The sequence below is a fragment of the Kitasatospora sp. NPDC057692 genome, assembly GCF_042799475.1.
Taxonomy (GTDB): Bacteria; Actinomycetota; Actinomycetes; order Streptomycetales; family Streptomycetaceae; genus Kitasatospora.
Map to the genome: position 1 here is coordinate 1 of NZ_JBHVIV010000021.1, position 12,701 is coordinate 12,701.

The 12,701-nt window shown below is 73.1% G+C and carries 12 protein-coding genes; 5 read left to right on the forward strand and 7 right to left on the reverse strand.

Annotated features, from left to right (window positions below; all coding sequences use genetic code 11):
- Positions 1–174: 174 nt before the first annotated feature.
- The 4 genes from ACFVFS_RS14505 to rfbB form a co-directional block, all read right to left on the reverse strand.
- Positions 175–951 (reverse strand): glycosyltransferase family 2 protein, encoded by a 777-nt coding sequence (locus tag ACFVFS_RS14505; protein ID WP_380623858.1) that lies wholly within the window; start codon positions 949–951, stop codon positions 175–177.
- Entirely contained in the window at positions 948–1,349 is a 402-nt protein-coding gene (locus ACFVFS_RS14510; protein ID WP_376086158.1) for a DUF2304 family protein, read from the reverse strand. The genes ACFVFS_RS14505 and ACFVFS_RS14510 overlap by 4 nt, the downstream gene beginning before the upstream one ends.
- Before the next feature lie 95 nt (positions 1,350–1,444).
- The gene (locus tag ACFVFS_RS14515; RefSeq protein WP_380623861.1) at positions 1,445–2,746 is read right to left on the reverse strand and encodes a lipopolysaccharide biosynthesis protein; all 1,302 of its coding nucleotides are present in this window, start codon (positions 2,744–2,746) and stop codon (positions 1,445–1,447) included.
- Complete coding sequence (rfbB, locus tag ACFVFS_RS14520) at positions 2,743–3,717, reverse strand: dTDP-glucose 4,6-dehydratase (protein WP_380623864.1); 975 nt, start codon at positions 3,715–3,717, stop codon at positions 2,743–2,745. Before rfbB ends, ACFVFS_RS14515 begins: the two co-directional genes overlap by 4 nt.
- A 106-nt stretch (positions 3,718–3,823) precedes the next feature.
- Here rfbB and rfbA point away from each other — a divergent pair, with 106 nt between their 5' ends.
- From rfbA to ACFVFS_RS14545, 5 genes are all read left to right on the forward strand, one after another.
- Complete coding sequence (rfbA, locus tag ACFVFS_RS14525; protein ID WP_380623867.1) at positions 3,824–4,699, forward strand: glucose-1-phosphate thymidylyltransferase RfbA; 876 nt, start codon at positions 3,824–3,826, stop codon at positions 4,697–4,699.
- Complete coding sequence (locus ACFVFS_RS14530) at positions 4,696–5,295, forward strand: dTDP-4-dehydrorhamnose 3,5-epimerase family protein (RefSeq protein WP_380623870.1); 600 nt, start codon at positions 4,696–4,698, stop codon at positions 5,293–5,295. Before rfbA ends, ACFVFS_RS14530 begins: the two co-directional genes overlap by 4 nt.
- Before the next feature lie 179 nt (positions 5,296–5,474).
- Positions 5,475–6,377 carry a glycosyltransferase family 2 protein gene (locus tag ACFVFS_RS14535; protein WP_380623873.1) on the forward strand — a complete coding sequence of 301 codons (903 nt, stop codon included), beginning with the start codon at positions 5,475–5,477 and terminating at the stop codon, positions 6,375–6,377.
- A gap of 72 nt (positions 6,378–6,449) precedes the next feature.
- Positions 6,450–7,406: an NAD-dependent epimerase/dehydratase family protein gene (locus ACFVFS_RS14540; protein ID WP_380623876.1), complete on the forward strand. Its 957-nt coding sequence runs from the start codon at positions 6,450–6,452 to the stop codon at positions 7,404–7,406.
- Positions 7,407–7,485: 79 nt separating this feature from the next.
- Positions 7,486–8,679, forward strand: a complete 1,194-nt coding sequence (locus tag ACFVFS_RS14545; RefSeq protein ID WP_380623879.1) for an acyltransferase family protein — start codon at positions 7,486–7,488, stop codon at positions 8,677–8,679.
- A 20-nt stretch (positions 8,680–8,699) separates the two neighbouring features.
- On the opposite strand, the gene ACFVFS_RS14550 is transcribed toward ACFVFS_RS14545, so the two are convergent.
- The 3 genes from ACFVFS_RS14550 to ACFVFS_RS14560 form a co-directional block, all read right to left on the reverse strand.
- Positions 8,700–9,152, reverse strand: coding sequence for a GtrA family protein (locus ACFVFS_RS14550; protein ID WP_380623882.1), 453 nt, complete (start codon positions 9,150–9,152; stop codon positions 8,700–8,702).
- A gap of 26 nt (positions 9,153–9,178) precedes the next feature.
- On the reverse strand, positions 9,179–11,566 hold the full coding sequence (locus ACFVFS_RS14555; protein WP_380623884.1) for a hypothetical protein: 2,388 nt from the start codon (positions 11,564–11,566) through the stop codon (positions 9,179–9,181).
- 71 nt (positions 11,567–11,637) lie between these two features.
- The gene (locus tag ACFVFS_RS14560; RefSeq protein ID WP_380623887.1) at positions 11,638–12,654 is read right to left on the reverse strand and encodes a glycosyltransferase family 2 protein; all 1,017 of its coding nucleotides are present in this window, start codon (positions 12,652–12,654) and stop codon (positions 11,638–11,640) included.
- Between the last annotated feature and the right edge of the window lie 47 nt (positions 12,655–12,701).

Below are 12,701 nucleotides of genomic sequence, written 5' to 3' on the forward strand. Positions count from 1 at the left end.
GTAACCGAACGACCGGGGGGCCACGGACACGCTAGCAAGTCCGGCGGCGACCGCGCCGGGGGGCCGCGGGTGGGTGCCGGTTGGGCCCGGGGGGCTACGCGGGGGTGGGGCTAGGCCCGGAGCGTGTGCGCCTGGCGCACACGCTCCGGGCCTCGCGCCGGTCCCGGGATCGGATCAGGCCTTGCCGACCAGCTCGCGGTGGCGGGCGGCCGACCGGGTGGCCGGCTGGATCAGCCGCAGGTGCGGCGGCATCCGGCGGATCATCGCGAGCAGCAGCACCAGGCCGGCCCGGGCCAGGTAGACCGTGGCCTTGATCGGCGAGGCGCTGGGGGTGCCGGTGGTCCGCTCGCGCATCGCGACCGGCACCTGCCGGATCACGAAGCCGCAGCGGGCGGCGCCGACCATGCTCTCGATCGTGTCGCCGAGGTACTCGACCGGGTACCACTGCGAGAAGAACTCGATCATCGGCTTGTTGCAGGCCTTGAAGCCCGAGGTGGTGTCGGTGAGCTTGGTGCGCGCCACCCGGGACAGCACCACCGAGAGCAGCTTCATCGCCCAGGCGCGCGGGCCGCGCACCTTGTAGGAGCCCTCGCCGGCGAACCGCGCGCCGATGACCAGGTCGGCCTCGTCGAGCTTGGCGATCAGCGTCGGGACGTAGGAGGGGTCGTGCTGACCGTCGGCGTCGCACTGCAGCGCGATGTCGTAGTCGTGCAGGTGCGCGTAGCGGTAGCCGAGCCGCATGGCGCCGCCGACGCCCAGGTTGTACGGGAGCTGGGCGACCTTGGAGCCGTGTGCCGCCGCGACGGCCGCGGTGTTGTCCACCGAGCCGTCGTCCACCACCAGGGTGTCCACCCCGGGCAGCTTCTGCTGGATCTCGCGCAGGATCTTGGGCAGACCCTCCGACTCGTTCCAGGCGGGAAGGATGATCAGAACCTTCTTGCCGTCGATCATGCCCTCACCTCGGGGTCATTGGTGCCGCGCGCGTCGTGGTTCGTCCCCGCGACCGGGTAGCCGGTGTGCTCGGCCAGGTGCGCCCGCATCATGGCGACGTCCTCGGCCAGGGTGCGGGTCTCCGCCTCCAGCCGGGAGGCCTCCCAGCTGAGGTGCAGCGAGACCAGCAGGACGAGCACGAAGCCCGCGAACAGGACGAGGCTGACACCGGACGCGATACCGACCCGGCGGGCGGTTGAGTCCAGGATCGTGGGGAAGAATCCGAGCGGCGCCACGACGACACCGATCGCGAGCCAGATCGCCGCGTACTTCTCCCGGAGTTGCTGCCGGCGCAGCAACTCCAGGATGTAGACGAGCACCAGCACGCCGGTGATCGAGGTAATGACGGAGAGTTGCACGACTGGGAGCGCCTTTCAGCGGCAGTGGCGTGGCCAACAAATGGTATGGACATCTTAAAAGGCGTGGCGATGCCCCGTGGCCGACGCCCCGTGTGCTAACGCGCCGCCAGAGGTGCCCGCTGCTCCGCCGCCGCGGCTGCGGGGGCGGCCATCGAACGCGCCAGCGCCCATAGCATGGCAGCAGCGCTCACTCCGGCACCAGCCAGGTAGGCCAGTTCGGCCCGGGTGGCGATGTCCCCGGGTATCAGGACGACGGCGACCAGCACCGCGGTGCCCGCCAGCCAGGAGAACAACTGGCGCTGGTGGCGGCCCAGCGAGAGCAGCGCCTGTCCGAACACGGTCGCCAGCATGAAGCAGAGGGTGCCCAGCACCAGCCAGAGGAAGTCCGTCGCGCCCAGCACGTCCTGCGCCTTGAAGAGCACCTGGACGGCCCACGGGCCGAGCAGCACCGTCGGCACACCGGCCGCCGCGCACATCGCGACCACGATCCCGCCGGTGCGCAGCAGCATCCGGCGGAACTCCGCCTGGTTGCCGGCGGCCGCCGCTCCGGAGAGCGAGGAGACCAGCGAGGCCTGGATCGCCGCGTAGGCGAACAGCGGGACGCGGGCCAGCACCACCGCGTTGGCCAGCGCCGCGATCAGCGCCTTCGACGAGGGCGAGAGCCCGCTGACGCTCACCACCACGGCGTTGACCATCAGCTGGGAGAGCAGCATCGAGGCCGTCAGCAGCCCCAGGCCCGTGGTGACGTCCCGCCAGACCGGGGCCGGGCCGCCGCGCCGGTCGGCGATCACCTTGCGCATGCCGATCAGCGAGGCCGACAGCGGGGCGACCACCAGGATCAGCGCGAACGCCGTCGGCGAGTGCACACCGAACAGCGGGATCAGCGCGGCCAGGCCGATCCGCAGCCCGCCGTCGACGGCGAGCTGCATGCCGTAGGAGCCGAAGTGGCCGAGCCCGGCCAGCGCGCCGCGCGCCACCGAGCTGATCGCCAGGCCCACCATCGCGCCGCCCAGCCCGGCGACCAGCCCGAGACTGCCGTCGAAGAACCGGTCGGCGATCGGCCGGGCCGCGACGGCGACGCCGGTCAGGACCACGGCCAGCACCGCCAGGGTGGCCAGCAGGACCCGCCGGATCGCCGGGCCCGGGCCGTCGCCGGCCACGTCCCGGGCGGCGACCAGGCGGTTCAGCTCGAGTTCGACCGGAGTGAACAGGCCGTACCCGACGGACATCACCAGGGTCCACAGGACGTTGACGCCCGCGACCTGGTCGGTGTCCAAGCTGTGCCCGGCCAGCGCCAGGAAGATGTACGACGAGGCACCGAGCACGACGGTGCCGCCGAGCACGAGCCGGACACCCGGGGGCAGCGCCCCGAGCAGCTTGGACACCGGATTGGTCATCGCAGGGCGGCCTTGGCCTTCAGCGGCTCCCACCAGGCGCGGTTGTCCCGGTACCACGCGATGGTGGCGGCGAGACCGTCCTCGAAGCGGACCTGCGGCGCGTAGCCGAGCTCCTCGCCGATCTTGCTGATGTCCAGCGAGTAGCGCAGGTCGTGGCCCTTGCGGTCGGCGACCGGCTCGACCATCGACCAGTCGGCGCCGGCGGCCTCCAGCAGCAGGCCGGTCAGCTCCTTGTTGGTGATCTCGGTGCCGCCGCCGATGTTGTAGACCTCGCCGGCCCGGCCCTTGCGCATGGCCAGCTCGATGCCGCGGCAGTGGTCGGAGACGTGCAGCCAGTCGCGGATGTTGCCGCCGGTGCCGTACAGCGGCACCTTCCTGCCGTCCAGCAGGTTGGTGGTGAACAGCGGGATGACCTTCTCCGGGAACTGGTAGTGCCCGTAGTTGTTGGAGCAGCGGGTGACCACCACGTCCATGCCGTGGGTGCGGTGGTAGGCGAGCGCCAGCAGGTCGGAACCGGCCTTGGAGGCGGAGTACGGGGAGTTCGGGGCCAGCGGCCACTCCTCGGTCCACGAGCCCTCGGAGATGGAGCCGTACACCTCGTCGGTGGACACGTGCACGAAGCGGCCGACGCCGTGCTTCTTCGCCGCGTCCAGCAGCACCTGGGTGCCCAGGACGTTGGTGACGACGAACGGACCGGCGCCCTCGATCGAGCGGTCCACGTGCGACTCGGCCGCGAAGTGGACGACCACGTCGTGGCCGGGCATGACCGCGTCGACGGCCTCCGCGTCGCAGATGTCGCCGCGGACGAAGGTGTAGCCGCTGTGGTCGGCGACGGGCGCCAGGTTGGCCTCGACACCCGAATAGGTGAGCTTGTCGAAGACGGTGATCTGATCCGTTGCGCCGGCGCCGAGCAGCTGCCGGACGAACTCTGAACCGATGAAGCCGGCACCGCCGGTCACGAGGATGCGCATAGTGCGGGCAGTCTACCCGTGCCCCGCGGGCCCCCCGTCCGGGGGCGAGCCCCCTCGCCGACCTCGCCCGACCTGGCCGCCTCCCGTGTCACATAAGCTTCGCGCCATGCGTGGAATCCTCTTGGCGGGTGGCACCGGTTCACGACTGTGGCCGCTGACCCGAGCAGTCTCGAAGCAGCTCCTCCCCGTCTTCGACAAGCCGATGATCTACTACCCGCTGTCGACCCTGGTCATGGCGGGGATCAGCGAGATCCTGATCATAACGACCCCCCAGGACCAGGAGCAGTTCCAGCGGCTGCTCGGCGACGGCTCCCAGTTCGGCCTCACGCTGGAGTACGCCGTCCAGGAGAAGCCCGAGGGCATCGCCCAGGCGTTCGTCCTGGCCGCCGACTTCATCGGCGACCAGCCCGTCGCGCTGATCCTCGGCGACAACATCTTCCACGGCAGCGGCCTCGGCACCCGCCTCTCGCAGCACACCGAGCCGGTCGGCGGCCGCGTCTTCGCGTACCCCGTCGCCGACCCGACCGCCTACGGCGTGGTCGAGTTCGACGACAAGGGCCAGGTCATCTCCATCGAGGAGAAGCCCACGCAGCCCAAGTCCCGCTACGCCGTCCCCGGCCTGTACTTCTACGACAACCGCGTGGTCAAGATCGCTGCCGGCCTGAAGCCGAGCGCCCGCGGCGAGCTGGAGATCACCGCCGTCAACGAGGAGTACCTCAAGACCGGCGAGCTGCACGTCACCATCCTCGACCGCGGCACCGCCTGGCTGGACACCGGCACCTTCGTCTCGATGGTCCAGGCCTCCGAGTTCGTCCGGGTCATCGAGGAGCGCCAGGGCTTCAAGATCGGCTGCATCGAGGAGGCCGCCTGGCGGGCCGGCCTGATCTCCGCCGCGCAGCTGCGCGAGCTGGCCGAGCCGCTGCGCAAGAGCGGCTACGGCGACTACCTGATCGCCCTGCTGGAGGAGGAAGTCAGGCAATGAGACTCCGCGAGTTGTCCGTCCCGGGGGCCTTAGAGATCACTCCTGAGCAACTCCGGGACCCGCGCGGCGCGTTCATGGAGTGGTACCGCTTCGACCTGCTGGCCGAGGCGGTCGGCCACCCGCTGCGCCTCGCGCAGGGCAACCTGTCGGTCTCGGGTCGCGGGGTCGTCCGCGGCATCCACTTCGCCGATGTCCCGCCCGGCCAGGCCAAGTACGTCAGCTGCGTGCGCGGCGCCGTGCTGGACGCGGTCGTCGACCTGCGTGTCGGCTCCCCGACCTTCGGCACGTGGGAGCTCGTCCGCCTCGACGAGGTGGAGCGCAAGTGCCTCTACGTCTGCGAGGGCCTCGGCCACGGGTTCTGCGCGCTGACCGACGGCGCCGCGCTGTCGTACATCTGCTCGGAGACCTACAACCCGGGCGGCGAGCACGGCGTCCACCCGCTCGATCCGGACCTGGGGATCGCGTGGCCGGTGGACGAGCCGCGGCTCTCCGCCAAGGACGCGGTCGCCCCCTCACTGGCCAGGGCGCTCGCCACCGGCCTGCTGCCGGACTACACGGCCTGCCAGGAGTACACCGCGAGCCTGCGCCTCTCCTGACCGCGACCGACCCCGAACCGACCCCGACCGGTGCCCGGTCCGCCCCCGCGGCGGCCCGGGCACCGCCGTACCGGGGGCGGGACAGCGGCGGGCGGACCGCCCCGGACGGCTCAGTATGATGGGCCCGCCGCAGGGTCCCCCTGTCCCGGCCCCGACTCCGACCAGCGGATGTGCCCCCCATGACGACACTGGAAATCCTGCTTCCGTACTACGGCGACGTCGCGCTGATGCAGGCCGCGGTGCGCAGCGTGCTGGCCCAGACCGACGGCGACTGGCGGCTGACCGTCGTGGACGACGGCAAGGAGCCCGGGGTCCCGGAGTGGTTCGCCCAGCTCGGCGACGACCGGGTGCGCTACTTCCGCAACGAGCAGAACCTCGGCGTCACCGGCAACTACCGCAAGTGCCTGGGCCTGGCCGAGTACGAGCACATGGTGTTCATGGGCACCGACGACATCATGCTGCCCACCTACGTGGCCAACATCCGCTCGATCCTGGAGCAGTACCCGAGGGTCGCCATGGTGCAGCCCGGCGTCGACGTCATCGACAGCGCCGGCAAGGTGAGCTCCACGCTGGCCGACGAGGCCAAGCGGCGGCTGTACGCGCCCAAGATCCAGGGCCGCCGGCTGCTGGGCGGCGAGGAGCTCGCGGTCAGCCTGCTCCGCGGCAACTGGCTGTACTTCCCGGCGATCTGCTGGCGCACCGACGCCGTGAAGACCGCCGGCTTCCGGGACAACCTGGAGATCATCCAGGACCTCGCGCTGGTCATCGACCTGCTGCAGGCCGGCGAGCACATGGTCGTCGACGACACCAAGGCGTTCCAGTACCGCCGGCACGCCGTCTCCGCCTCCACCTCCTCGGCGTTCAGCGGCTCGCGCTTCACCGAGGCCCGCCGCTACTTCCTGGACGTCGCCGACCGGCTCGACGCGCACGGCTGGCACCGCGCCGCCAAGGCCTCCCGGCTGCACCTGTCGGCCCGCATCCACGCGCTCACCCTGGTCCCGGGCGCGGTGCGCGCCGGGCAGTGGGACGGCGCCAAGACCCTGCTGCGCAACGCCACCAGCACCGCGGGCCAGCCCCGCTGAGCCTCGGCCGCCGCACCGGCCGCGCCGAGCCCGTCCCCCCGCCGAGCACCGCCATCTAGGGAGTCCCCTGCCATGACCACCCCGCACCCGGCCCCGGCCCGCTACGCCGTCCTCGGCGGCACCGGCTTCATCGGCCGACTGCTCGGCGACCGGCTCCTGGAGCAGGGCATCGAGGTCCTCAGCGTCGCCCGCAAGGCCCCCGAGGTCCCCGCCCCCGGCCGGTTCGCCGCCTTCGACCTGTCCACCGCGGACCCGGCCGAGCTCGCCGAACTGCTCGACCGCGAGCGGATCGACACCGTCGTCAACGCCGCCGGCGGCATGTGGGGCCTCACCGACGAGCAGATGCACGAGGCCAACGTCGTGCTCACCGAGCGGCTGATCGAGGCCGTCGCCGCGATGGCCGCCCCGGCCCGGCTGGTCCACCTCGGCAGCGTGCACGAGTACGGCATGGCGCCGATCGGCGTCAGCCAGCACGAGCGGGACACCCCGGCCCCGGTGATGGAGTACGGCCGGCTCAAGCTCGTCGCCACCGAGGCCGTCGTGCGCGCCGCCGAGTCCGGCCGACTGGCCGCGGTCGTGCTGCGGCTCGGCAACGTCGTCGGCGCCGGCCAGCCCGGCCACAGCCTGCTCGGCGTGATGGCCGCCAAGCTCGACGCCGCCCGCCTGGCCGGCGCCACCGCCGAGCTGTCGCTCCAGCCGCTCTCCGCCCAGCGCGACTTCGTCGACCTCGTCGACACCCTGGACGCCGTGCAGCTCGCCGCCGAGGGCCTGGCCGCCGGCCGCCGCGTCCCGGCGGTGCTCAACATCGGCAGCGGCTCGGCCGCCGCCGCCCGGCAGCTGGTCGACCTGCTGATCGAGGAGAGCGGCGTGCCGACCGCGGTCACCGAGGTCCCCGCCCCGGAGGGCACCGGCCCGGAGACCGAGTGGCAGCAGATGGACGTCCTCGCCGCCCGCGACCACCTGGGCTGGGTGCCCAAGCGCTCGCTGCGCCAGTCCGTCCGCGCCCTGTGGCAGGCGCAGACCGCCTGACACCGGGCTCCGCGCGCGACGGGGGCGGGCCGCACGGCCCGCCCCCTCCCGTTCCCTCCACCCCCTCCGTCGGGAAGCCATGAGCACGCGCCCCCAGCGCCACCCTCTGCTCCGCCCGCGCGGCACCCTCGCGCAGCTCACCACCGGTCGGGCCAACGGCTTCGGCGCACTGCGGCTGCTGCTGGCCGCCGCCGTGATCGTCTCGCACGTCTGGCCGGTCGGCTGGGGCCCGCTGGACCCGCTGTGGGACTGGAGCGGCGGGACCACGGACCTCGGCAAGACCGCCGTCCTCGGCTTCTTCGCGCTCTCCGGGTTCATGATCACCGGCAGCGCGGCCAGACTCCCGGCGCTGCGCTACGCCTGGCACCGCGCCCTGCGCATCCTGCCCGGCCTGTTCGTCTCGCTGGTGTTCTGCGCGGTCGTGCTCACCCCGCCGCTCTACCTCCGGCAGCACGGCACCCTGGCCGGCTTCTGGAGCCGCCCCGACGGCCCGGCCGGCTACGTCACCAGCCTCGGCAGCGGCTCCCCCACCGCCGGCTGGGACGTCTCCGGGGTGCTCGCCGAAGGCGTGCGCCTCGGCACCAACTTCGACCGCAGCTTCAACGGCGCCCTCTGGTCGCTCAAGTACGAGGTGCTCTGCTACCTCGTCGTCGGCCTGCTCGCCGCCCTCGGCGTGCTGCGCCGCCACCGCCGCCTCGTGCCGGCCGCGGCGGCCGGGCTCTGGCTGCTCACCGCCTCCCGCCTGCTCGACCCGCCCTCCCCCGCCGACCCGCTGGGCGGCCCCTCGATCACCGTGCCCGGCCTCGGCCTGCTCAGCGGCCACCTGCTGCTCCGCCTCGGCCTGGTGTTCCTGCTCGGCTCGGCGGCGCGGCTGTGGGCCGACCGGGTGCCGCTGTACGACGGGCTGGCACTGGCCGCGGCGGTCGTCCTGCCGGTGACCGTCCGCTGGGGCGGCTACCCCGAGTTCGGCCACCCGGCGCTGGTCTACCTGCTGCTCTGGGCGGCCGCCCGGATGCCGGACCGGTTGCGGCGCGTCGGCCGGCGCGCCGACTACTCGTACGGGCTCTACATCTACGGCTTCCCGGTCGAGCAGGCGCTCGCCCTGCTCGGCGCCGCGCGCCTCGGCAAGGCCGGCTTCCTGGTCTGCGCGCTGGCCGCCGCCGCGGTGCTGGCGGCGTTCTCCTGGCACTGCGTGGAGCGGCCGGCGCTGCGGCTGCGGGACCGCGCCCTGCCGTGGGCGCGGTCCCGCGCGGCGTCCGCCGAAGGGGCCTGAGCACCCCGGGCCCGAGGTGCTCAGTCCTTGAAGACCCAGACCTTCAGCAGCAGGAAGCGCACCACCGTGGCCAGGCCGTTGGCCACGATCAGCCCACCGACCTCGACCGCCTTGGAGGCGTCCGGCACGGCCCGGTCCAGCAGGGCCAGCATCCCGGCGCTCAGCCCCAGGCCGATCAGGAACGCCACCGCGCCCTGCAGTTGGTGCTTGACGGCGCCGTCGCTGCCGGTGATGCCGAAGGTGAAGCGCCGGTTGGCGGCGGTGTTGGCGACCGCGCTCACCGCGAGCGCGATCAGGTTCGCCGCCTGCGCGTCGACGAGCCACCGCGCGGCCACGTACAGGACCAGGTAGAACAGCGTGCTCAGCACGCCGATCACCGCGAAGGACGGGAGCTGGCGCTTGACCGTGCCGGCCGGCGGCGCCGCCGGCCGCTGGTCCGGCGTGGCCGCGGGAGGCTTTTCGGTGGAGACCATCTGGATGCCCAATGCTTCGGAGTCGGTCAGGAGAGCTCGTACACGGCCATCCGGCCGTTGTCGAAGACCCGCGTGCTGAGGGTCTTCAGGGCCGGCGACTCCGGCCCGGTCCTGCGGTTCACCACGACGTAGCGGACGCGGTGCTCGGCGCGCAGCCGGCCGAGGACGTCGGCGGTCGGCCGGTAGACGGCGTCGTCGTTCAGCGCGAGCAGCCGCTGGTCCCAGAAGCCGCCGGACCGCTCGGACAGCAGCCGCGGCGAGTAGGCCCAGCCCTCCACCAGCACCGAGCGCTCCGAGTAGGCGCTCAGGTAGAACGACAGCGCGTTGGTGCACGCCGCCCCGGGGTGGGCGTAGTCGGTGTCCGAGCGGCAGTGGGTGTTGGTGGCGAGCACGTCCTCGGGCGCGCTGTGCGCGCGCACCCAGCGCGCGGCCTGCACCTGGCTGGCGGGCAGCGGCCAGGCGCCGTCCCAGGGCCGCTCCCCCGCCTGCCGCACGTCGAGCAGCAGCGCGGGCGCGCCCGCCGCCAGCGCCGCGGTGAGCAGGACCAGGCCGCCGCGGCGGCGCAGGGCGGGCAGCGCCCGGCCCGCGGCCCGCCACAGCAGGCCGCACAGCGCCGCGATGCCCGCGAGCGCCGCGGCCGCGGCCAGCGCCGGCACCAGCGCGGCGTAGGACGCGGTGCCCCCGGCGTCGCCGACCGTCCGCAGGGCGAAGGCCGCCCAGTCCTCGGCGTGGCGGTGGATGCCGTAGGTGAGCAGCAGGACGAAGGCGAGCGTGCCGACGGCCAGCGCGGCCTTGCCCCGGGCCGGCAGCGCGGCGCGCTCGAAGACCTCGGTGTAGCCCCAGGCGGACAGCAGGACGCCGAAGGAGAGCCCGGCGAGCGTGAAGTAGCTGGAGTTGAAGCCGTTGACCGCCAGGTAGGCCGCCGGCCCGGCGACGGCCCCGCCGAGCAGGAACCACTGGGCCGGCTCCAGCCGGAGCCGGCGGCGCCGGAACAGCGGGACCATCCCCGCCATCCGGAGCTGGTGGTTGAGCAGGAACGCGACCAGGGTGACGGCGACCACCGCGCTCCGCGCCGCCGCGGTCCGGCTCTGCTGCGGATCGGCCCAGTACTTGGCGATGTTGCCGAAGGGCACCACTTCGAGGCCGTAGCTCCGGAACCGGAACACCGCGGCGGTGGCGAAGAGCTGGGCCGCGGCGACGATCGCGCCGAGCCCGACGACGGTCCACGGGACGCGCCGGGTGCCGATCAGCACCATCAGGCCCGCGAACGCCAGGCCGGCCAGGGTCACCGGCAGTGAACTCGCCTTGGCCGCGCTGGAGGCCAGCGCGAACAGGGCAGTCAGGACGAGGGCGCCCCGGCCGAGGGCGGGGACGCCGCCGTCCTCCCGGCCGCCGCGGCCGCGCAGCGCGTCGCCGACCACGCCCACCAGCGCCATCAGCAGCGGCTGACTGTAGGTCAGCGACAGGCTCGCCCACATCATCAGCGGCACGGCCGGGGCCCCGAAGGTCCAGCTCGGCGAGTCGTTCGGGTATCCGGCGCCGAACTCGCCCACCGCGAAGATCAGCAGGGCCGCGACCGGGCCGGCCCACGGCCGGCCGGTCAGCCGGTGGGCCACCGCGGTGGTGACCACCATGGCGAGCGCGGCCAGCGCGGGCACCATCAGCCGCATCTGGATCACCGTCAGGTCGATGCCCCCGACCAGGTCGCCCATGGCCATGTGGGCGAAGGTGAACCAGTGGTAGTGCAGCGGCTCCCCGGCGGCCTGCGGGAAGGTCGGCGGCATGTGGTGCTTGGCGTTGCCGGCCAGCGAGAGCAGGTACGGCAGGTCGATGTACTGCCGGGTGGTCTCGGTGTCCGGCAGCACCGGGTTCCGGCTCAGGAAGACCGCGTAGAGGTAGCCGCCGGTCAGCGCGACCGTGCCGGCGACCGACCAGGACCAGCCGGCCGGCATCCGGCGGTAGCCGCGCGGGAGCCAGTGCCGCCGCAGCCCCGGCACCGCGAGGAACGGGACCACCACGGCCAGCGGCCAGGCGGCGGCCGCCGACTGCAGGCCGAGGCCGACCAGCACGGCCCAGGCGAGCAGTTCCAGGGCCAGCCCGACCACCGCGCCGAGGGCGAGGTCCTCCAGCAGCGTGTGCGGCCGGCGCCGGAGCGCCCGGAAGACCAGCGTGCCGGGCAGCAGGACGGCCCAGAGCAGGTAGCCGGTGTAGCGGGCGATGTCGCCGGGCGGGGTGTCGGCGGCCGACAGCAGGGCGACCAGCAGGGCGTACGCCGCGGCCGCGGGCAGGAACCCGGGCAGCCGGGTGCCCGCCCCGTACCGGGCTCCGGCCCCCGACACGGGGCTCGCACCGGACCGCACCGGCGCGGCGGCCCGCGCGCCCGGCGCGGATACGGTGCCGTCAGTCGTGCCCATCGTCCACTTCTCCTGCGCCACTGCGCCACTGCGTCGCCCGGCGGGGCGCCGGGGCCCGGCCGGGGCCGGGATCACATCGCGTAGGCGGAGACCTTCCGCGTCCCCTCGTCGGTTTCCTCGGCCGAGTCGTAGCCGACGAAGTACGCCGGGCGGGCCTGGGCCGCCGAGTAGATCCGGCCGACGTACTCGCCGAGCAGGCCGATGCAGATCAGCTGGACGGCTCCCAGGAACAGCATCCCGACGAAGAGCGAGGACCAGCCCGGCACGGTCTCGCCGCGCACGTACTCGACCGCAGTGTAGATGCCGAGCGCGACGCAGAGCACGAAGCTCAGCATGCCGAGCCAGGTGGCGAGCCGCAGCGGGGCGGCGGAGAAGTTGGTGATGCTGTCGAGGGCGAGCCGGACCATCTTGGAGAGCGGGTAGTGGGTCGACCCCGCGACCCGCTCCTCGCGCACGTAGACGACCTCGCCGCTGGGGAAGCCCAGCCACGGCACCAGCAGGCGGTAGACCGGCTGGTGCTCGGGCATCGCCTTGAGGGCGTTCACCGCGGCGCGGCTGAGCAGGCGGAAGTCGCCGGCCTGGTTCGGCATCTTCTTGCCGACCAGCTTGCGCATCAGCCAGTAGTAGGCGCCGGCGGTGCGGCGCTTGAAGGCGGTGTCGGTGCCGCGGTCGCCGCGCACGCCGTAGACGACGTCGAGGTTCCCCTCGCGCGCGAGCGAGAGCATCTCGGGGATCTTCTCCGGCGGGTCCTGCAGGTCGGCGTCGATCGACACCACGTAGTCGCCGAAGGCCCGGTGGATGCCGGCGGTCAGCGCGGCCTGGTGCCCGGAGTTGCGGGCGAAGCGGACGATCCGGAACTGCGGCCAGTCCTGGCGCACCTTCTGCATGATCGCCGGGGTGGCGTCGGTGCTGCCGTCGTCGACGCCGACGACCTCGTAGTCGATCCCCAACCCGTCCAGGATCGGCCGCAGCCGCTCGACGGTGAGTGGCAGGGCCTCCTGCTCGTTGTAGATCGGCATGACGACCGACAACAGCGGCGCCGGCCCCTCGGCCGCCTTTCCCGCGTCGTGGGCTGCTGCGTTGAACATCAGGTGTCGCCTCGTCCCTTGGGTCTCGAAAGCGATCGATCGGACAT

Excerpts from the sequence above, each read along its gene's own strand:
- ACFVFS_RS14535 (WP_380623873.1), top strand. The coding sequence starts at position 5,475 with ATGACGACACTGGAAATCCTGCTTCCGTACTACGGCGACGTCGCGCTG.
- rfbB (WP_380623864.1), bottom strand. The coding sequence starts at position 3,717 with ATGCGCATCCTCGTGACCGGCGGTGCCGGCTTCATCGGTTCAGAGTTC.
- ACFVFS_RS14540 (WP_380623876.1), top strand. The coding sequence starts at position 6,450 with ATGACCACCCCGCACCCGGCCCCGGCCCGCTACGCCGTCCTCGGCGGC.
- ACFVFS_RS14515 (WP_380623861.1), bottom strand. The coding sequence starts at position 2,746 with ATGACCAATCCGGTGTCCAAGCTGCTCGGGGCGCTGCCCCCGGGTGTC.
- ACFVFS_RS14560 (WP_380623887.1), bottom strand. The coding sequence starts at position 12,654 with ATGTTCAACGCAGCAGCCCACGACGCGGGAAAGGCGGCCGAGGGGCCG.
- ACFVFS_RS14550 (WP_380623882.1), bottom strand. The coding sequence starts at position 9,152 with ATGGTCTCCACCGAAAAGCCTCCCGCGGCCACGCCGGACCAGCGGCCG.
- ACFVFS_RS14530 (WP_380623870.1), top strand. The coding sequence starts at position 4,696 with ATGAGACTCCGCGAGTTGTCCGTCCCGGGGGCCTTAGAGATCACTCCT.
- ACFVFS_RS14545 (WP_380623879.1), top strand. The coding sequence starts at position 7,486 with ATGAGCACGCGCCCCCAGCGCCACCCTCTGCTCCGCCCGCGCGGCACC.
- ACFVFS_RS14555 (WP_380623884.1), bottom strand. The coding sequence starts at position 11,566 with ATGGGCACGACTGACGGCACCGTATCCGCGCCGGGCGCGCGGGCCGCC.
- ACFVFS_RS14505 (WP_380623858.1), bottom strand. The coding sequence starts at position 951 with ATGATCGACGGCAAGAAGGTTCTGATCATCCTTCCCGCCTGGAACGAG.
- rfbA (WP_380623867.1), top strand. The coding sequence starts at position 3,824 with ATGCGTGGAATCCTCTTGGCGGGTGGCACCGGTTCACGACTGTGGCCG.